General features: G+C 41.1%; 20 protein-coding genes. 12 read left to right on the top strand and 8 right to left on the bottom strand.

From position 1 onward, the window contains the following. Positions 1-5: 5 nt before the first annotated feature. Positions 6-653, bottom strand: coding sequence for an energy transducer TonB (locus HUS61_RS17585; RefSeq protein WP_055022028.1), 648 nt, complete (start codon positions 651-653; stop codon positions 6-8). Between the two features lie 106 nt (positions 654-759). On the opposite strand from HUS61_RS17585, the gene HUS61_RS17580 reads away from it, so the two are divergent. Together HUS61_RS17580 and HUS61_RS17575 are read left to right on the top strand one after the other, a co-directional pair. After that, positions 760-1266 carry a DUF3087 domain-containing protein gene (locus HUS61_RS17580; protein ID WP_175083451.1) on the top strand — a complete coding sequence of 169 codons (507 nt, stop codon included), beginning with the start codon at positions 760-762 and terminating at the stop codon, positions 1264-1266. A gap of 9 nt (positions 1267-1275) precedes the next feature. After that, positions 1276-1725: a low molecular weight protein-tyrosine-phosphatase gene (locus HUS61_RS17575; protein WP_175083450.1), complete on the top strand. Its 450-nt coding sequence runs from the start codon at positions 1276-1278 to the stop codon at positions 1723-1725. A gap of 189 nt (positions 1726-1914) precedes the next feature. On the opposite strand, the gene HUS61_RS17570 is transcribed toward HUS61_RS17575, so the two are convergent. The 4 genes from HUS61_RS17570 to HUS61_RS17555 form a co-directional block, all read right to left on the bottom strand. Beyond that, complete coding sequence (locus HUS61_RS17570; protein WP_175083449.1) at positions 1915-2988, bottom strand: energy transducer TonB; 1074 nt, start codon at positions 2986-2988, stop codon at positions 1915-1917. A 189-nt stretch (positions 2989-3177) separates the two neighbouring features. Beyond that, positions 3178-4110, bottom strand: coding sequence for a nuclear transport factor 2 family protein (locus HUS61_RS17565; RefSeq protein ID WP_175083448.1), 933 nt, complete (start codon positions 4108-4110; stop codon positions 3178-3180). Further along, entirely contained in the window at positions 4107-5069 is a 963-nt protein-coding gene (locus tag HUS61_RS17560) for a TIGR03571 family LLM class oxidoreductase (RefSeq protein WP_181447815.1), read from the bottom strand. Before HUS61_RS17560 ends, HUS61_RS17565 begins: the two co-directional genes overlap by 4 nt. Position 5070: 1 nt before the next feature. Beyond that, on the bottom strand, positions 5071-5526 hold the full coding sequence (locus tag HUS61_RS17555; protein WP_175083447.1) for a nuclear transport factor 2 family protein: 456 nt from the start codon (positions 5524-5526) through the stop codon (positions 5071-5073). Between the two features lie 97 nt (positions 5527-5623). On the opposite strand from HUS61_RS17555, the gene HUS61_RS17550 reads away from it, so the two are divergent. The 7 genes from HUS61_RS17550 to csrA all read left to right on the top strand — a co-directional run bounded on the left by HUS61_RS17550 (position 5624) and on the right by csrA (position 13026). Further along, a complete protein-coding gene (locus tag HUS61_RS17550) occupies positions 5624-6553 on the top strand; it encodes a LysR family transcriptional regulator (RefSeq protein ID WP_175083446.1) in 930 nt (309 codons plus the stop codon). 394 nt (positions 6554-6947) lie between these two features. Then, positions 6948-7574, top strand: a complete 627-nt coding sequence (ribA, locus tag HUS61_RS17545; RefSeq protein WP_054551277.1) for a GTP cyclohydrolase II — start codon at positions 6948-6950, stop codon at positions 7572-7574. A gap of 78 nt (positions 7575-7652) precedes the next feature. Continuing rightward, positions 7653-8447: a BPSS1780 family membrane protein gene (locus HUS61_RS17540; protein WP_175083445.1), complete on the top strand. Its 795-nt coding sequence runs from the start codon at positions 7653-7655 to the stop codon at positions 8445-8447. Continuing rightward, positions 8447-8899 (top strand): regulatory protein RecX, encoded by a 453-nt coding sequence (locus tag HUS61_RS17535; protein ID WP_054551279.1) that lies wholly within the window; start codon positions 8447-8449, stop codon positions 8897-8899. Before HUS61_RS17540 ends, HUS61_RS17535 begins: the two co-directional genes overlap by 1 nt. Before the next feature lie 17 nt (positions 8900-8916). Continuing rightward, the gene (alaS, locus tag HUS61_RS17530; RefSeq protein ID WP_058585668.1) at positions 8917-11517 is read left to right on the top strand and encodes an alanine--tRNA ligase; all 2601 of its coding nucleotides are present in this window, start codon (positions 8917-8919) and stop codon (positions 11515-11517) included. Between the two features lie 6 nt (positions 11518-11523). Then, positions 11524-12741, top strand: coding sequence for an aspartate kinase (locus HUS61_RS17525; RefSeq protein WP_175083444.1), 1218 nt, complete (start codon positions 11524-11526; stop codon positions 12739-12741). A gap of 93 nt (positions 12742-12834) precedes the next feature. Next, positions 12835-13026 carry a carbon storage regulator CsrA gene (gene csrA / locus HUS61_RS17520; protein ID WP_036970495.1) on the top strand — a complete coding sequence of 64 codons (192 nt, stop codon included), beginning with the start codon at positions 12835-12837 and terminating at the stop codon, positions 13024-13026. A gap of 27 nt (positions 13027-13053) precedes the next feature. On the opposite strand, the gene HUS61_RS17515 is transcribed toward csrA, so the two are convergent. Next, positions 13054-13521 carry a YcxB family protein gene (locus HUS61_RS17515; protein ID WP_055022042.1) on the bottom strand — a complete coding sequence of 156 codons (468 nt, stop codon included), beginning with the start codon at positions 13519-13521 and terminating at the stop codon, positions 13054-13056. Between the two features lie 124 nt (positions 13522-13645). Here HUS61_RS17515 and HUS61_RS17510 point away from each other — a divergent pair, with 124 nt between their 5' ends. Beyond that, positions 13646-14569, top strand: coding sequence for a hypothetical protein (locus tag HUS61_RS17510; RefSeq protein ID WP_175083443.1), 924 nt, complete (start codon positions 13646-13648; stop codon positions 14567-14569). A gap of 394 nt (positions 14570-14963) precedes the next feature. Here the strand turns inward: HUS61_RS17510 and HUS61_RS17505 are convergent, their stop codons facing one another. Together HUS61_RS17505 and HUS61_RS17500 are read right to left on the bottom strand one after the other, a co-directional pair. After that, positions 14964-15155: a hypothetical protein gene (locus HUS61_RS17505; RefSeq protein WP_054551284.1), complete on the bottom strand. Its 192-nt coding sequence runs from the start codon at positions 15153-15155 to the stop codon at positions 14964-14966. Positions 15156-15206: 51 nt separating this feature from the next. Then, positions 15207-15380, bottom strand: a complete 174-nt coding sequence (locus HUS61_RS17500) for a DUF1328 domain-containing protein (protein ID WP_064971747.1) — start codon at positions 15378-15380, stop codon at positions 15207-15209. A gap of 534 nt (positions 15381-15914) precedes the next feature. On the opposite strand from HUS61_RS17500, the gene HUS61_RS17495 reads away from it, so the two are divergent. Together HUS61_RS17495 and oadA are read left to right on the top strand one after the other, a co-directional pair. Further along, the gene (locus HUS61_RS17495; protein ID WP_054560781.1) at positions 15915-16163 is read left to right on the top strand and encodes an OadG family protein; all 249 of its coding nucleotides are present in this window, start codon (positions 15915-15917) and stop codon (positions 16161-16163) included. 15 nt (positions 16164-16178) lie between these two features. After that, the gene (gene oadA / locus HUS61_RS17490; RefSeq protein ID WP_175083442.1) at positions 16179-17951 is read left to right on the top strand and encodes a sodium-extruding oxaloacetate decarboxylase subunit alpha; all 1773 of its coding nucleotides are present in this window, start codon (positions 16179-16181) and stop codon (positions 17949-17951) included.

Below are 17951 nucleotides of genomic sequence, written 5' to 3'. Positions count from 1 at the left end.
GGCAGTTATCCATCTATTTTAAAATCAAGTTGAACGCTTTGGTTTGTTTGTAATTGTGCCACACCTTCAACAACTTTAGGGCGATATTTCCAACGTTTAATAGCGCGAATTGCTTCACGGTCAAATACCCGTTTAGGCTCTGCATCAATAATAACAGGGTCAATCACTTCGCCAGTCGGTGAAATGCTAAAGCTAATTTGCACCCAGCCCTCAATGCCATCGCGAGCTGCTACGGGTGGGTATTTAGGGTTTATACGTACAATAGGTGTCGCATCTCCCGTTGGTTGATTAATGCTTTTGCTAAGCGTGTCGCCAATGTTATCGAATGTCATCGTTGGTGTTAAATCCGCTACTACAACAGTGTCGGTCGTATCAATGGTTGGGCGCGGTGGTACTTTTGGTGGCATTTTAGCAACTGGCGGTGGCGGCAGTGTTTGCTTTACTTGTACTTTTGAGTCTTCCGGTACTTCATAAATTTCAACCGTGATGTCTGGGCCTGTTTTCACATCGGCTCTTTGCTCAGCAGAAATTAAGTACTGCATAAATGCAAATGCTGCAAAGGTCATGACACCGCCGCCAAGAATTGCTGCGGTTGTCTTTAAAGCAGCATTGCTGTTATTCAAGCTTGCTGAGTTTAGTGGTAAAGTATGCATAGCCGTTCCTCTTAGGATAATTGCTTTCATAGCTAAAACGGCTGGCAAATAAAAAAGGGGTGAAATTTTTTTCACTTTTTATTTTTCACAAGTTTTTTAGGTTGTTATGAAACTTATTCAAATAGATAAAGCCCGTTACCGTAAACATTTAAACCAAGTGATTATTGCTTGTGTAATTGGTCTAGCCGTTGGTAGTTTAGCCATTTCACAAACGTTAATAGCGTTATTTCCTGACCCAAGAGGTAGCCATTTTCATTGGAACCTACTAGGTGTTGTTGTGTGTAGTTTGCTGGTGGGCTTTGTGCTTAATAAATACCGCAATCATGATTACATGACTGAAATAGTCTATGTGTGGGAGCTTAAAAAAGCGCTGAATAAAATCACCCGTAAAATGCCAAAGTTAAAAGCAGCAGGGCGCGAGGGTAATGCAGATGCTTTATTAGCAATTCATTACAGCTATGCGGGATCACGTTTGTTATGGCAGCTTGATGACAACACTATTACTATGGATGAGTTGGCAATTAAGCAGGCAGAGCTTGATAGTGTTGCAGATAAATACAATCTCTCGCTTGATGCAGAACGTTATGATGAGTCAATCTTAAAGCAATTTTAAGGACGAATAATGAAAAAGGTTTTGATTGTATGCTTAGGCAATATCTGCCGCTCACCTACCGCTGAAGCGGTACTTCGTAGTCGTGCCAAGGCGCTAGGTGTCAATGTTAAAGTTGATTCTGCTGGCACCATTGGCTATCACCAAGGCAATCCACCTGATTCACGTTCAAAAGCAGCAGCCGAAAAGCGCGGTTATAGCTTTAAAGGCATCTATTCGCGACCTGTGACTCAAGCTGATTTTTATGAGTTTGATTTAATCCTCGCGGCCGACAAGCAAAATCTTGCTGATTTAAAAGCCCAGTGTCCAGAGCACTTACAATATAAGTTGTCGCTGTTTTTAAGTCATGGTGATGCAGGAGAGAGTGAGATCCCCGACCCCTATTATGGTGGTGATCAAGGCTTCGAAAAAGTACTCGATTTAATAGAGGACGCAGCCGATAACCTGCTTAAAAAGTTTTAATACCAATCCGCAAAAATACTTAATCATTTTGAGGGATTAAACCTGTCGCTATCTGCGTTAAAAATTTCTGATTTAGAACAACTAAATAACGAAATTTTTGCCTTGCTATCAACGAGGTTTTCTTGCCTCAAAATAGCTCACTTAATTAAGCGAATTGGTATAAAAAGGGTCGCATTGCGACCCTGTTATTTAGTTGTTGATTTTAAAATCCAATTGCACCCGAGAAGTCGCTGCAATAGCTTGACCATTTTCAAACTTAGGGGCATAACGCCACTGTTTTACTGCTTTAACAGCTTCTCTTTCAAATGCTGAGCCACCCTCAGAGCCAACCACAGTTATGTTGTCTACAAAGCCTGACGGGGTTACTTCAAACTCCATTACGACACTGCCATCTTCCATACGTTGAACTTTTGATTTTGGATATTTAGGATGTACGCGGTATAACGGCTCTTGTTCTTGGCTTTCTTTCCAAGGCACCATTTTCGCAATCGCTAAGCAGTGTTTGGTTGCTTCGTCGCTTTTACCTGTTTTTTCGTATAAGTGAACTAGCTTTGAATGAGCGTTTAATTCGGTTTGATGATCAAAGTCTAGCTCTTGATCAAATACACTTACTACGTGATTCAATCGCTCAATAGCGGTGCTGTATTTACGTTGGTTTTCTGCAAATGCGGCAACTAAAAAGTCAGCGCTAATACGATCGACAGCGTTATTTGGTAAGTTTTCTTGGTAGTACTTATCGGCTTCTTCAAGATATTCCTTTGCTGTGTAATAGCGTTCGCCAGTGCCCTTATAAGCAAGGATACGAGCAGCGGTCATTTTTGCATCAGCAACAAGCTTGTCTGAGTTTTGTTTTTCAGCAATAGCAATGACATCATCAAGATACGTATCAGCGCGCTTAGCTGAGGGAGTTGATTCTGCCATGCCGATTAATGAATCATATACTTGTACACTTAGCTTGCCGTGGTTTTTTTCGAGTATTTCGTAGGCTGTGCGATATAACTCAAAGCGTTGTTCTTGTTCGCTTTTATCTAGGCTGTTGGCATAGTTAATAGCAAGATTGGCTGTGTTGTCGGCGCTTTCACCATAAATTTCTTTGCCAAGCTCAAACGCTTTTTTAGCAAGCTCACTACTGTCTTGCTTATTTTCTACAGCAGCGACATAAGCGCGGTAGGTGTCGTTAAATTCTTGGGTGGTCGTTTCATTGGCAATGCCTTGCTGACTAAATAGTAATGCAACACATAAGGCAAGTGAGCTCTTTTTCATAATATTCCTTATTATTTTGCCCAGATAAGAGGGGATTAATACTTGTTGATGATAATCATTATCATCATTAGGTACAAGGTATCTAGTAATTTTTAATGTATCACTGTTTTTAATTTAAGCAAAAACAGTGATTAAGCTTAACCGGTCGCAGGTACTTATGAAAAAGCGCTCACATTGAGCGCTTTATTGTTAGATTATAAACTCAGGCAAATTCTGTTCATCAAACCAACCAGGTATGTAATGCGATTCGTAAAGTCGCCAACAGTTATCTGACTCTAATCTTGCTGCTAACTGATAGTGAGCTGCATAGATTTTTTGATTGCTATCATTCACGGGGTTTTCGGGAATGATTCGGGCAATGATAAATCGAGCTGTTTTTTTATCTTGGCTAATCTCCATTTTGACCAACTCTGCAAAGTGCTGCCAAAATGGCGCAAGCAGTCTAAAGTTTTTTAAACTCCCTATAACACTTTCTCTACCAGATAAATCACCTAAAGGAGGAAAGCTGCCATGTATATCTTGGCTGTAGCAATCAATAAGTAAATTAATATCACAATTATCAACAGCAAATGCATACTTGTTATAGAGATCAATGAGAGCTTGCTTTGGCTCAGAGGCTTTAAACTTACGAATTAATGCCCATGGAGAGTGTAATTCACTCACAATTGTTGGTTCGCCATCAACTAGCTGCCAGCCCTGAACTCCAGGAAGCATGTTCCAGTTAGGAAGCAAGGATTGTTGTCCTTTATTCCAGTTAACCTGAAATTTAATGTGGTTAATAAGCCATTGCTGGTTTTCATAAACGAAATGAAAAATAAACGTACAACCACATAAAAAGCGTTTTTGCCCATGATTTACATCTACATAAGCGTAGCTGCTTGCTGCGGCAAAATCTTTTTGGTGTGCAGTAAACGTATTTGTAAATTCAGCACTCGTTGCATAGTTTTTGAAATCTTCACTTAAAGTTGTTGATACATGCTTTTGCCCATTTATAGAGCCGTGGTGATGGCTTTTGAAAACGATATCAGAGCTAAACAGCTTTGCTAACGAGTGCTTATCCGAGCGTAACCAGCTATCTTTAAACTGAGTTATTAAGTTTTCGAGCTGTTCTTGAGTACTCATACAGCAGGCTCTCTTTGCTCTTTTTCAAGAGCAGGAATAACAAAGTTACCCAATTCATCAATTACATCTTGGGCAGCCCTTTGAGAAGGTTTTAAGTTTAGCGCAATGTGTTTTACGCCAAGCTCTCTGTGTTTTAACAGTCGCTCAATAAGGGCATTTCGACCAATTCGTACAACGTTATAAAAACGCTGGTACGGGGCGTCTGGGTTTTTATCTAAATCAAAAAATGTCGCATAGCCGTAATGTGGGCTTGTGTTGCTATTGCTTGCAATTGATAGGTTGTTAATGATTTCACTGATGGCTTGTTCATTATCAACAGCCCAAATCCAAGCATTAACATTATTAGCCAACCACTCAAATGATTGCCTAGAACGACCAACGGCCATAACGGGTATTTGCTGGTTTACTGGTTTTGGATAAAGGTCAAGTGAACCATCAAGCTCGCCGTAATGTTGGCTAAGGTGTTTAGGAAAACTTTGTTGGTGTAATGTTTTGATAATTTCAACTGACTCTCTGTAGCGCTCAGCACGCGCGTTAAAATCGACACCAAAAGCTGGGTATTCAACTGGCCTGTCTCCGGTTGAAACTCCTAACACAAAACGACCATTACTTAGATGATCAACTGAGGCTGCTTGTTTGGCAACCATGATAGGATCGCGTAATGGTAAAACTGCCCCTGCGGTGCCTAAAGTAATTGTATTTGTATGTGCAGCAATGAAACCTGCGTAAGTGAATGGATCAAGCATCTGCGCAGCATCACCAAAATTAGGATCATAAAAAGGCACATCCCTAAACCAAATACTGGCAATACCTGCTTGTTCAGCCTGCTTAGCCGTTGCTATATCAGCATTGAGGGTAGGGAAAGGGCTGCTAGGGTAAGCTTCAAGGGGAGTGAGCAATCCCAGCGTTAATTTGTTGTCGGCAAATACATTTGTAAAGCTAGTTGGTAGATTATTCATGTTACTGATCTCCCGAATTCGCTGGCCACACAACATCAAGTTTAGAGTGGCTAATGCGCCATTGACCGTCGACTTTTTCATAGCGATCTAAGTATCGGCCCACTAATAAAAGCGGAGATTCGCTTTGCTCTCTACTTGTAACAAAGTCAATTAGATAGCACTCACCCTGTGCTGTCGTTTTATCTGTTAGTACTATTTGATGGTTCATTACGGCATGAACAAAAGGGAAGTGCTTTCTATTGTGAGTATCGAATTCATCATAAGCATTTTTTAATCCTTGCTTTATCTGTTCAATTCCCTTCATTTCTCCCACTGTTACTTCGACTCGTGCGTCGCTAGTAAATACTTCTTCCATTTTATGAATTTGACCAGAGTCTAAAAGCTGACTGTAGTTTAAGCGAAGAGTTCGGATCTCTTCTTTTTCGAGTAAATCGAGAAGTTTGCGTTCGCTCATCATGTTTCTCTATTGCTGAATAAGTGAACACTATTTTATTATCTTCTTTTTAAATGATAACCTAGCTAATATTCCATTTATTCTGTCCTGAGATTCCATAATGAAACCAGAAGATAGCCCTTTCTTTGGTATTCGAGAGTTTGTTGAAACACTACGCATGGGTACATTCACAGCAGCTGGTAATCGATTAGGTTTAACAGGCTCCGCTGTTGGTAAAACTGTTACTAGGCTTGAAAGTAAGTTAGGTACAAAGCTACTGCATCGAACAACGCGTAAAATTATGGCAACCCCAGAAGGGCAGCATTATTTTGAAGGCTGGGTAAAAATACTGGCTGAAATAGATAGCCTAGAGCAAGCGGTCACTGCCGGTAGCCATAATGTTTCAGGGCAAGTAAAGCTTCACTTACCTGCGGCATTCGGCCGTAAGTATGTAATGCCAATACTTTCTAAACTAGCAAACAAGTATCCTAAACTAGAGCTTGCGGTTCACTTTAGTGAAAGTCGTATCAATTTAATAAATGAAAATGTTGATTTGGTAGTACGTATAGGCACATTAGAAGATGATGCCGATCTGGTAGCAAAATTGTTGGGTTATCAAAAACTAACAGTGTGTGGTAGTCAGGGTTATTTTGACCAGCATGGTGTGCCAGACACTCCTGCGGATTTGCTTACTCATGATTGTATTATTGGCAGTAAGCGCTCTTCGCAGCCAACATGGTTGTTCAAAGATAGTAAAAAGCAGTCATTTAACCAGCTAATCAATGCCAGATATATGCTCAGTGATGGAGATGCAATGCTTGATGCTGCACTTAATGGTTTAGGTGTTGCACAATTACCTACTTGGCTTATTCAAGAGCAGCTAGATAGTAATAGACTAACTAGTGTTTTAGATACCTTTTCAGGTGCGGTTATGCCAATCAATGTTGTTTGGCCACGCTCAAGATATTTAAAGCTTAGTCAAAGGGTTATAATTGATGAGTTAGCAGAGCAATTTAAGCTTCAAGCATCACTTTTTGGTTATTCTTCATAATTGTTTATCTAGCGCTTTTAGTACGTTATTAATCAGCGCTGAGACCCATCATTACACTGTTATTTTTATTATTTTGATAGGTGGTTGATAAAGGCTTAGCGGTTTATTGAGATTAAACTAATCTATTTTTTCGAATATCTGCAAAGGTTTATTTATTAATTTATTTTATTTCAAAGGCCTAACTCTAAAAAGTAGGGCTTTTAAGGTGTTTTTTTAGCGCCACTAAAGCGAGGCGCAAAGCTCGTATCTTGGGGTGGTTTGAGTGTATAATACTTGAATTGCTGGTAACTGCCTCAATATTAGTTATCACTCGTCGTATGTTGCATCCTTACAACCTTCAAGCTGTTGTAATCACATTTGCAGTATCGCATTTATTTTTTAATTTGGATTTGTCGTGGCGCAAGTAAGAGCAAGAGTCCAGCTGAATGTTGGCAAAAACAGTGATATCCCTGCAGAAATCGTATCTTTCAGTGGCTTAAATGATGGCCAAGAACATGTTGCTTTAGTCTTTAATCAAGCTGACACAGAGCAAGATGTCCCTTTAATTCGTATGCATTCAGAGTGTTTAACGGGCGATGTATTCCATTCATCACGTTGTGATTGTGGTGAGCAATTAAATGAGTGTATCGAGATGATGCACCAACAAGGCGGTATTTTACTGTATTTACGCCAAGAGGGGCGTGGCATTGGTTTATACAATAAAATTGATGCTTACGTATTACAGTCGCAAGGCATGAATACGTACGAAGCGAATAACCACTTGGGTTTTGCTGATGATTTACGTGATTTTTCAGACGCGGTATTAATGCTTGAAGCACTCAATCAAAAGCACGTTAAGCTAATGACTAACAACCCTAATAAGCTTAAAGCACTGCGTGATGCAGGTATTGAAGTTGATTCAGTGGTTGGCACTCATGCGCACATTAAAGCGGGTGTGGTAGGTAACCGAGCTTACCTCGAAACGAAAATCAAACATGGCTCGCACATGCTTGATATTAAAAAAATTAAAAAGCCTGAGTAAATTTCACTACAGGTGACTATAAACAAGTAGCGCACCCAGTTATACTCGGTGCGTTTTGTCGTTATTGAATGAGAAACTATGTCGATCGAAGTACGTATTTTTAAAGCTGATGCAGGCGTTAAATGGTTTAAAGCTGGATGGGAAATCTTTAAGCTGCAACCTTTGACTTTTATTTTAATGCATCTGCTAATCGTGATAATTAGCTTTTTGGCATTGCTGCTACCTTTACTGCAAGTTGTTGGTGCATTTGTAACCCCGTTTTTGATGGCAGGTTTTTATCAAGCTGTGTTAACTAAGCAGCAAGGCGGGACTATCAGCCAAGCTGATATTTTTAAGCCATTTAGTAATAAAGGAAACCGTATAGGTTTAGTGCGCGTCGCCGTGTATCAGATGGCGGCAGGTATTTTATTAGCTTTACTGTCTAATTTCATTTTTGCAGATGCCTACGCAGTTATTTCGAGTCAGACTTTCGATCCACAAAACCAATCACATATAGCAGACTTATTGGCAACCATTTCAATGGGGCAAGTTGCGGTATTTCTATTGGCGATCTGTGTGTATTTAACCGCTTTTGCCTATGCAGTGCCTTTGGTTTATTTTCAAAAACAAAGCAATATGTTTCAGGTTTTAAAAACCTCATTCATGGTGTTTTACCATAATATGGCCCCATTGAGTGTTTATGGCCTAATTTGCGCTGTTTTAATGGTGATCTGTATTCCTTTATCGTTTATTCCACTATTGGTTTTAATGCCAATTTGTTACATTAGCTTCTTCGTGTCTTTTCAGGCTATTTTTATGCCGGTTGTGCCAAAAGGTGATGACCAAACAAAAGCACCTGAAGCGCCGTCACAATCAGGACGCTTTGACGCGTAATGGATGATAAAGAACAAAAGTTAAAAAATTACGTACTTTGGTTATTGTCTCGACAAGATTATTCGCGTCGGGATTTAACGCGAAAGTTACAGCAAAAAGAGGCGACGCCCGAGTTCACAGAGCGCTTGTTAGATTGGTGTGAATCACACAACTTTATTAACGAACAGCGCTATTGCGAAGGGTTTGTACGCCGCCATTTAGCTAAGTATCATGGTGTAAAACGCATTCAGAGCGAAGCAATGGCAAAAGGGATAGACCGAGCACTATTAGATAAGACGCTCGAGGAGTTCGAAGTCGATTGGTTCGAACTCGCAAAGGACGCATATTTAAAGAAGTTTTCAAATTCAGGTAAAGAACTCGACCAGAAAGAAAGAGCGAAACGTGTACGCTACTTGATGTATCGAGGCTTTAATTACGAACAAATTGATTTTGCAATGCAAGCACAGCAATAAACGGGTGAGATTTTCACATGCAGCATATGACTACCGCACAGATCAGGCAACAGTTCTTAGACTTTTTTGCCTCTAAACAACACCAAATTGTTCCTTCAAGCTCGCTGATCCCGGGTAACGATGCCACGTTATTATTCAATAACGCCGGTATGGTGCAATTTAAAGATGTATTTTTAGGTGCGGAAAGCCGCCCTTATTCACGTGCAACCAGCTCACAACGTTGTGTGCGTGCCGGTGGTAAACATAACGACCTTGAAAACGTAGGTTACACTGCTCGTCACCATACATTCTTCGAAATGTTAGGTAACTTCAGCTTTGGTGATTACTTCAAGCAAGACGCAATCAAGTTTGCTTGGGAGTTTTTAACTGATGTTGTAAAACTACCTCAAGAAAAGCTACTTGTTACCATTTATCACGATGATGAAGAAGCCTTCAACATTTGGCACAAAGAAGTGGGTCTAAGTGAAGACCGTATTATTCGCATTGCAACCAGCGATAACTTCTGGTCAATGGGTGATACAGGTCCTTGTGGTCCATGTTCTGAAATCTTTTACGATCACGGTGAAGAAATTTGGGGTGGTCCTCCAGGTTCACCTGAAGAAGACGGTGACCGTTTCATCGAGATCTGGAACCTAGTATTTATGCAGTATAACCGCCATGCCGACGGTACAATGGAGCCGCTTCCTAAGCAGTCTGTTGATACAGGTATGGGTCTTGAGCGTATTTCTGCAATTTTACAAGGCGTGCACTCAAACTACGAAATCGATTTATTCCAAGCGCTTATTGCTGCTGCGGCTAAAGTAACAAACGCACAAGATTTAGATGATAAATCGTTACGCGTTGTGGCTGACCACATTCGTTCGTGTGCGTTCTTAGTATCTGACGGCGTTATGCCATCAAACGAAGGCCGTGGTTATGTACTACGTCGTATTATTCGTCGTGCCGTTCGTCATGGTAACAAGCTAGGCGCTAAAGGTGCATTCTTCTACAAGCTAGTTGCTGCACTAATTGAGCAAATGGGTCAAGCGTACCCAGAGCTTGCTAAGCAACAAGAAATTATTGAAAAAGTACTGCGTATCGAAGAAGAGCAGTTTGGTAAAACACTTGAGCGTGGTCTGGCTATTTTAGAAGAAAGCCTAACTGACATCGAAGGTGATGTGATCCCAGGTGACTTAGTATTCAAACTTTACGATACTTACGGTTTCCCAGCAGACTTAACAGCTGACGTTGCGCGTGAGCGTTTTATGACGATTGATGAGCACGGCTTCCAAGAGTGTATGGCTGTTCAGCGTAAGCAAGCACAGCAAGCTGGTAAGTTTGGTGCTGATTACAACCAACAACTTAAGTCTGAAAAACACACAGACTTTAAAGGTTACGATGCAGAACATTACACAGGTACTGTGGTTGAACTTTTCTCTGAAGGTCAATCGGTTTCTGTACTTGAAGATGGTCAGGAAGGTATCGCAATCTTAGACCGTACACCGTTTTACGCTGAATCAGGTGGTCAGGTTGGTGACACAGGTGTGTTAAAAGTTGCTGGCGGTGAGTTTGTAGTGACTAACACCACGAAACTTGGTAATGCATTTGCACACCATGGTCGTGTACAAGGCCGTATTGGTACAAACGATAAAGCAGAGGCAACAATTGATGCAGCACGTCGCGATAGCATCAAGAAAAACCACACTGCAACACACATTTTACATGAAACGTTACGTCAAATTTTAGGTGAGCACGTAAATCAAAAAGGTTCACTTGTTGACCCTGAGCGTTTACGTTTTGACTTCTCTCACTTTGAAGCGGTAACAAAAGACGAGTTACGCCAAATCGAGCGCGCAGTAAACGATGAAATCCGTCGTAACTTTGCGCTTGAAACTGAGCTAATGGCTATAGAAGATGCTAAAGCAAAAGGTGCAATGGCATTATTCGGTGAAAAATATGACGACGAAGTGCGCGTAGTAACCATTGGTGACTACTCAATCGAGCTATGTGGTGGTACTCACGTTAAGCGTGCAGGTGATATTGGTTTATTTAAAATCGTATCAGAAAGCGGTATCGCAGCCGGTATCCGCCGTATTGAAGCGGTAACAGGTGCTGAAGCGGTTGCTTATGTAAGTGAGCAAGAGCAACAACTAAACGATGTTGCAGCACTAGTTAAAGGTGATAGCAGCACAGTACTTGAAAAAGTAACGGCGTTACTTGAGAAATCAAAAGGCCTTGAGAAGCAAATTGCACAGCTTAACGACAAGCTAGCAAGTGCGGCAGGTGCATCGTTACTTGACTCTGTTGTTGAAGTGAACGGTATTAAGCTACTGGTTGCTGATGTTGCAGGTACTGAGTCTAAAGCACTACGCGGCATGGTTGATGACCTGAAAACGAAGATTGGCTCAGGTGTTATTGCCCTTGGCGTAGCTAATGGCGATAAAGTAAGCTTAATTGCAGGTGTAACTAAAGACCTAACAGGTAAAGTGAAAGCTGGTGAGCTTGTAAATCACATGGCTGCACAAGTAGGCGGTAAGGGCGGTGGTCGTCCTGATATGGCACAAGCTGGTGGTACTCAGCCAGAGAACCTAGCTGCAGCCTTAGAAAGTGTAACTGGTTGGTTATCTGAGCGTTCTTAACTACTAGTGGCACTTATCGTCCAAAAATTCGGTGGCACCTCAGTTGGCTCAATAGAGCGAATTGAGGCCGTCGCCGACCTTGTTGTAAAAACCAAGCAACAAGGCCATCAAGTTGTGGTGGTACTCTCGGCTATGTCGGGAGAAACTAACCGTCTAATTAAACTCGCTAAACAAATCGATTCTCGCCCTAGTGCTCGTGAGCTTGATGTATTGCTAACCACCGGTGAGCAGGTGTCGGTCTCTCTGCTGGCAATGGCTATTATTAAACGTGGTCACTCAGCGGTAAGCTTACTTGCTGATCAGGTCAACATTCGCACCGATAACATGTTTGGTAAAGCGCGGATTGAAGAGATTGCTGCGACTCGTCTTAAGCATGAACTTGAGCATAACCGTATCGCTATTATAGCGGGCTTTCAGGGCCGTGATATTGAAGGCAATATCACTACGCTTGGTCGCGGTGGTACTGATACTTCTGCGGTTGAGATTGCTGGTGCTATTAATGCCGACGAATGCCAAATTTACACTGATGTTGATGGGGTATATACCACCGACCCGCGCATTGAACCTAATGCGCGACGTATGAGCCATGTCACTTTCGAAGAAATGCTCGAAATGGCCAGCCTTGGGGCTAAGGTTCTGCATATTCGTAGTGTTGAAGCCGCAGGAAAATATAATATACCGCTCAGAGTGTTATCGAGTTTTAACCCGGATCAAGGGACCTTGATCAGTTTTGAGGAGCCGGATGTGCAAGCAAACATTGTGTCGGGTATCGCCTTTAATCGTGACGAAAGTCTAATTTACGTTAATGGTGTGCACCAAGGAACGGAAAACCTTGCAAAAATTTTGAAACTTTTTGCAGAATTCGGCATCGAAATAGATATGATTAATCAAGTTAATCATAACTTTGAAAAAATAGACTATGCTTTTACTGTGCACACAAATGATTTAGAGCAAGCGCTTGAAATTTTGACCAGTAACCAAGATGGTATCAGCGCAGAATCTATTAAAGGGATCAGCAATGTTGCCAAGGTGTCTGCAGTAGGTGTAGGGATGAAATCTCACTCTGGTGTGGCAAGTTTATTTTTTAATGCCCTTGCCGATGAAAACATCAAAGTGATGCTTGTATCGACATCAGAAATAAAGATATCAGTTTTAATTGACGAAAAGTATTTAGAACTGGCTGTACGTGCGCTACACAAAGTTTTTTTAACTGAAAATGAATAAGATCTAGAGTTTTTACTTACTTTTAAGTCTATATTTCATTAGAATGTTTTTGACGCGGAATCTTTTAATTTTTTGGAACATGGGAGCAAGAGAATGCTAATACTAACTCGTAGAGTAGGTGAAACCCTTATGATCGGTGACGAAGTAACAGTTACTGTTCTTGGTGTTAAAGGAAATCAAGTTCGCATTGGTGTAAATGCACCTAAAGATGTATCAGTACATCGTGAAGAAATCTACATGCGAATTCAAGCAGAGAAATCTAACCCAAATCCGGGCAACGTTTAATCAGCGACAGATATTTTTAAGAGCCACTCACTGAGTGGCTCTTTTATTTAGTTCGGCCGTCATTTCATCATTTAGCGCTTGTTTAGAAATATATTGCATACCGCGCTGAGCCTTTAAAATATAACCTCGCTCAGTTTCAATAATCTCACTAATTTGTTGCCAGCTTAATTGGTAGCTTTTATGCGGGTTTTCGGCTTTAACGCCTTCATCATCAAATACGACAGTCACTTCGCTACCCGATGCACGACTCATCATTTGTCTTGCGACCCACCATGGACGCTTATAATAAAACGATAAGCACTCAACCACGGCAAGCATAATCATAAAGCTGCCTAAATAATGATTATCTAATTGATAAAAAGCTAATAAGCCCAAGGTTATTAATAATACCAATAGCGGGTATTTAGGCTTAGCTTGTGATGAATAAGGTAAAGACTCATCAAAGCATTCGTAATAATACGGTTTATCTAATTTGTAAGTTGTACTTAATGTCATTCGTAGGCTCACTTAATTTGCTGGCGGCAGTTTAACATTGATAGAAAAAATCTTCTGTAGTTGGTTTTCATTTAGTTGTCATTGTGAGAGCTTAAGGTATGCGTATTTTAAAGGTGTAAGTTGTATGTTTGTTAGTTCAATGTCATTAGCACTTGCAATGACCACAAATACTTTTTTAGTTATGGGCGATATGCCATACACCCCGATTGATGAAATCAATCTCGCCAAAGACGGAAAAATTACCAAGGCAATCGCAGCAACACCTCATGGCTTTTTAATGCATCTTGGTGATATGAAATCAGGAGCGCTTGCTTGCACGAATAAGCTTTTGCAAACTAATAAAGCGTTATTGACGTCGTTGACCACACAGCCTTTTATTTATACCCCCGGTGATAATGAATGGACCGATTGCGACCGAGAAAAGCTATCGGTGCGCTTTGATGAGCTTGAACGGCTAAGCTTTGTTAAAGGCTTGATGTTTGACGATGATTATACAAAAAAAGCACAGCAACTTCAGGGTTATGCAACCCAAGCTGAAATGCTAGAAAATGCCCGCTGGCAGTTTGATGGTATTGAGTTTAGCACTTTGCATATACCGGGCACTTTTAATGGTCGCTCACAAATTTTAAAAAGTGACAAAAACGCAGCACTTGATGACGCCGACAAGCGTGATAAGTACAACTTAATTTGGTTAAAACAAGCACTTGTTCAGCAAGATGCTAAGGCCTATGTATTTGGTTTTCAGGCTGATATTTACCACCCGACCAGTAAACCCACTTGCAGTGAATCACAACGTTCTAATTGTGATGCATTTAAAATATACCGAGATGCCATCAGCGACTTCGCAAAGCACACCAATAAGCCTGTACTAGTAATGCATGGCGATACCGGCCCATATTGCCAGCAGCAATTAGCGAGTAACTTAACGCGGTTAAATGTACCAGGCGACTTTGCTGTAAGCGATGTCGCAAAGGTGAGTTTTATCGACGGCCAGTGGCATATAGCGAGTGTAACGACAAACGAGCCTCTTACAACGGGTTGTGAGTAATAACGTAGGTTGGGTAGAGCGGAGCGAAACCCAACGCACTCATAGCTATCAGCTTTCAGATAAACCCAACAAGTTAGCGAGTTTCTAGAGGAAAGAGTAAAGTTAGCAAGCTTGAGGCTCGCGTAGGCGTGAAATTTATTTCGCGCGATTCCCTGAATTAATGCGGCTGTAAGTCGGGCTTTAGCCCGTCACGTATGAATGAAAACATGTGTCGCCATAAATGACGACCTACGTGACGTAGGGTAGAGCGGAGCGAAACCCAACAAGTTAACGGGTTTCTAGGGAGAAAGAGTAAAGTTGCGAGCTCCTTGACACAAGCAGCAGGCATCCTAGAGTTGCTAACTTGCATACACAAAAAAGCGGCACTTGGCCGCTTTTCTTAAGTAAGGTGTTATTAGCAGTTTGTTTCTTCTGCGTTAACACCTTCTTTTACTTCTTCACATGCATCTTCAACTGCATTTTGTGTATCAGTAATTGCTTCATCAATACGCTCACCTGCGTCTTCAGCAGAGTTGTCTTCACAACCCATGATGAATAAACCTGAAAATAGGGCGATAGTAGCGGCTTTTAAAGTTGAATTTTTCATAATGAAATTCCTTGTAAATTTAAAATAAAGTAAGTGGTTATCTGCTTTTAACTACTTAGGGACACTGCCTCTAAGTGCTCCTGATACCAGCGAAATAACTAGTAATACTAAAAATATAAAAAAGATAATCTTAGCGATGCCTGCAGCGGCTCCTGCGATACCGCCAAAACCTAACACTGCTGCGATTAACGCGATAACTAAAAAAGTAATTGTCCAGCGTAACATAGTGGTCTCCTTGGCTATTTAAATTTTCTTAAGCTCGATGTAACTGAAGCGAGTTCTGTGCCAGAAGTTTTATTTTATATATTTCAATGGGTTGTGTGTTTTTGTTGTTCTTGAGAGAGTTCATCATTTGGTAACTTTTACGAGTAAGCATGTAACTTATTCATAGTGATATTTTTTCATATTGAGCTGAATGAAGAAAAAGAGAATTATCGTGGTTATTGGTAAGACCAATTTAACTTTATTTTAAGTGGATAGCTCTAACACCTTGTTGTGCGTGGTTTTTAGGCATTTTACTATGGTTAGTTAATAGCTGAACATATAACGTCTGGCTATATTGACTATTTATATCATCTATAACGGGGCTTTAAATGCGCTAATAGTAGGGTGTTAATTATATGTGCGTCATGTTATTTTAAATTTAATTGGTTTTACCAATTTACAATGGTGCTATACAAATGAATTTTGTTTGTTATTATTGGTGCATAATTATTTAACAAAAATAACTTTTTATTTTAAGTAAGCGAGGGGAGTCGTATGGATATAGGTGGATTACTCACCACTGCGGCCAGTTTGATGGTGACAGGCATGGTAGGCGTGTTTGTTTTTCTGACTATTTTGATTTCAGCAGTCACTTTAATGTCAAAGGTAGTGGGTCGATTTGATGATCCTGCAACTGCAGAACCTACGCGTACAGCAAAAATTCAACCTCAACAGGGTGTGCCACAGGCACATATTGCAGCAATCAGCGCTGCAATTGCTCAATTTCGAAATAAACAAAAATAACGGGGCAGCTTAAACATGGCTAAATTAAAATTAACCGAATTAGTATTGCGTGACGCACACCAGTCTCTTTTGGCAACGCGTATGCGCTTAGACGACATGCTACCCATGGCAGAAAAACTCGATAATGCGGGTTATTGGTCAATTGAATCATGGGGTGGTGCGACGTTTGACTCGTGTATCCGTTATTTAGGTGAAGATCCTTGGCAACGTATTCGCGAGCTAAAAGCGGCAATGCCAAACACTAAGCAACAAATGCTACTGCGCGGACAAAATCTTCTAGGTTACCGTCATTATGCTGATGATGTAGTCGAAAAGTTTGTTGAGCGTGCCCACAAAAACGGTGTTGATGTTTTCCGTATTTTCGATGCGATGAACGATGTACGTAACCTTGAAACTGCCATTAAAGCTGCAGTTAAAGTAGGTGCTCATGCCCAAGGTACTATTTCGTACACAGTAAGCCCAGTCCATACGCTTGATATGTGGCTGAAACTTGCAAAACAACTAGAAGATCTTGGCTGTCATTCAATTTGTATTAAAGATATGGCGGGTTTATTAAAGCCATATGATTGCGAGCAGTTGATCAAAGGCTTAAAAGAAACTGTATCTATTCCTATCGCAATGCAATGCCACGCGACGACAGGTTTAAGTACTGCAACTTACCAAAAAGCAATCGATGCGGGTATCGATATGCTTGATACGGCTATTTCGTCAATGAGTATGACCTATGGTCATAGCGCAACAGAAACCATTGTTTCAATCGTAGAAGGCACAGAGCGTGACACCGGCCTTAATTTAAATGAGTTAGAAGAAATTGCCGCTTATTTCCGTGATGTACGTAAGAAATACGCTGCATTTGAAGGCAGTCTTAAAGGTGTTGATGGCCGTATCTTATTAGCCCAAGTACCTGGCGGTATGTTAACTAACATGGAAAATCAACTTAAAGAGCAAGGTGCTGCTGATAAGCTTGATCAAGTATTACTTGAGATCCCGCGTGTACGTGAAGACTTAGGTTACATTCCTCTAGTTACACCAACGTCGCAAATTGTAGGTACTCAAGCGGTACTTAATGTACTGACTGGCGAGCGTTATAAAACCATCACAAAAGAAACCGCGGGTGTACTCAAAGGCGAGTATGGTGCAACACCGGCGCCAATGAATAAAGAGCTACAAGAGCGAGTACTTGAGGGTGCTGAAGCAATTACGTGCCGTCCTGCTGATAAGCTAGAGCCTGAGCTTGAGAAGCTAGAAGCAGAGTTATTAAGTGAAGCTAAAGAGCAAGGTTTAGAGCTTGCTGATGATGTGATTGATGATGTGCTTACTTATGCATTGTTCCCACAAATTGGCCTTAAATTTATTAAAAACCGCAACAACCCAGATGCATTTGAAGCAATTCCAACGGGTGAAGTTGCTAAACCTGAAGCAACTCCTGCTGCTTCAAGCCCTGTAAAAGCAGAGCAGTACAGCGTTAAAGTTGATGGTAAAGTTTACGATGTCGTCGTAGCGCAAGGTGGTGAGCTTAAAGAAGTAACCCTAAAAGACAGTGAGTTAATTCCTCAGTCTGCATCAGCGTCAGCGGGCGAAACACTCAATGCACCGTTGGCAGGTAATATTTTCAAAGTGAAAGTGAAACCAGGTCAAACCGTTAACGAAGGTGATGTGGTTATCATTATGGAAGCGATGAAAATGGAAACTGAAATTCGCGCTGCACACTCAGGCACAATAGCTGAAGTATTAGTAGCAGAAGGCGACTCTGTTGCCACTGGCGATGCGCTAATCGCACTGGCATAG

Origin of the sequence: Pseudoalteromonas sp. 0802, from assembly GCF_013350085.1 — a bacterium.
GTDB lineage: Bacteria > Pseudomonadota > Gammaproteobacteria > Enterobacterales > Alteromonadaceae > Pseudoalteromonas.
The sequence above is the reverse complement of the archived record's forward strand: the minus strand, read 5'-3'. Positions and strand labels throughout refer to the sequence as shown.

Coding starts and splice junctions, on each gene's coding strand:
- HUS61_RS17585 (WP_055022028.1), bottom strand. CDS start 653: ATGCATACTTTACCACTAAACTCAGCAAGCTTGAATAACAGCAATGCT.
- HUS61_RS17580 (WP_175083451.1), top strand. CDS start 760: ATGAAACTTATTCAAATAGATAAAGCCCGTTACCGTAAACATTTAAAC.
- HUS61_RS17575 (WP_175083450.1), top strand. CDS start 1,276: ATGAAAAAGGTTTTGATTGTATGCTTAGGCAATATCTGCCGCTCACCT.
- HUS61_RS17570 (WP_175083449.1), bottom strand. CDS start 2,988: ATGAAAAAGAGCTCACTTGCCTTATGTGTTGCATTACTATTTAGTCAG.
- HUS61_RS17565 (WP_175083448.1), bottom strand. CDS start 4,110: ATGAGTACTCAAGAACAGCTCGAAAACTTAATAACTCAGTTTAAAGAT.
- HUS61_RS17560 (WP_181447815.1), bottom strand. CDS start 5,069: ATGAATAATCTACCAACTAGCTTTACAAATGTATTTGCCGACAACAAA.
- HUS61_RS17555 (WP_175083447.1), bottom strand. CDS start 5,526: ATGATGAGCGAACGCAAACTTCTCGATTTACTCGAAAAAGAAGAGATC.
- HUS61_RS17550 (WP_175083446.1), top strand. CDS start 5,624: ATGAAACCAGAAGATAGCCCTTTCTTTGGTATTCGAGAGTTTGTTGAA.
- HUS61_RS17540 (WP_175083445.1), top strand. CDS start 7,653: ATGTCGATCGAAGTACGTATTTTTAAAGCTGATGCAGGCGTTAAATGG.
- HUS61_RS17535 (WP_054551279.1), top strand. CDS start 8,447: ATGGATGATAAAGAACAAAAGTTAAAAAATTACGTACTTTGGTTATTG.
- alaS (WP_058585668.1), top strand. CDS start 8,917: ATGCAGCATATGACTACCGCACAGATCAGGCAACAGTTCTTAGACTTT.
- csrA (WP_036970495.1), top strand. CDS start 12,835: ATGCTAATACTAACTCGTAGAGTAGGTGAAACCCTTATGATCGGTGAC.
- HUS61_RS17515 (WP_055022042.1), bottom strand. CDS start 13,521: ATGACATTAAGTACAACTTACAAATTAGATAAACCGTATTATTACGAA.
- HUS61_RS17510 (WP_175083443.1), top strand. CDS start 13,646: ATGTTTGTTAGTTCAATGTCATTAGCACTTGCAATGACCACAAATACT.
- HUS61_RS17505 (WP_054551284.1), bottom strand. CDS start 15,155: ATGAAAAATTCAACTTTAAAAGCCGCTACTATCGCCCTATTTTCAGGT.
- HUS61_RS17500 (WP_064971747.1), bottom strand. CDS start 15,380: ATGTTACGCTGGACAATTACTTTTTTAGTTATCGCGTTAATCGCAGCA.
- HUS61_RS17495 (WP_054560781.1), top strand. CDS start 15,915: ATGGATATAGGTGGATTACTCACCACTGCGGCCAGTTTGATGGTGACA.
- oadA (WP_175083442.1), top strand. CDS start 16,179: ATGGCTAAATTAAAATTAACCGAATTAGTATTGCGTGACGCACACCAG.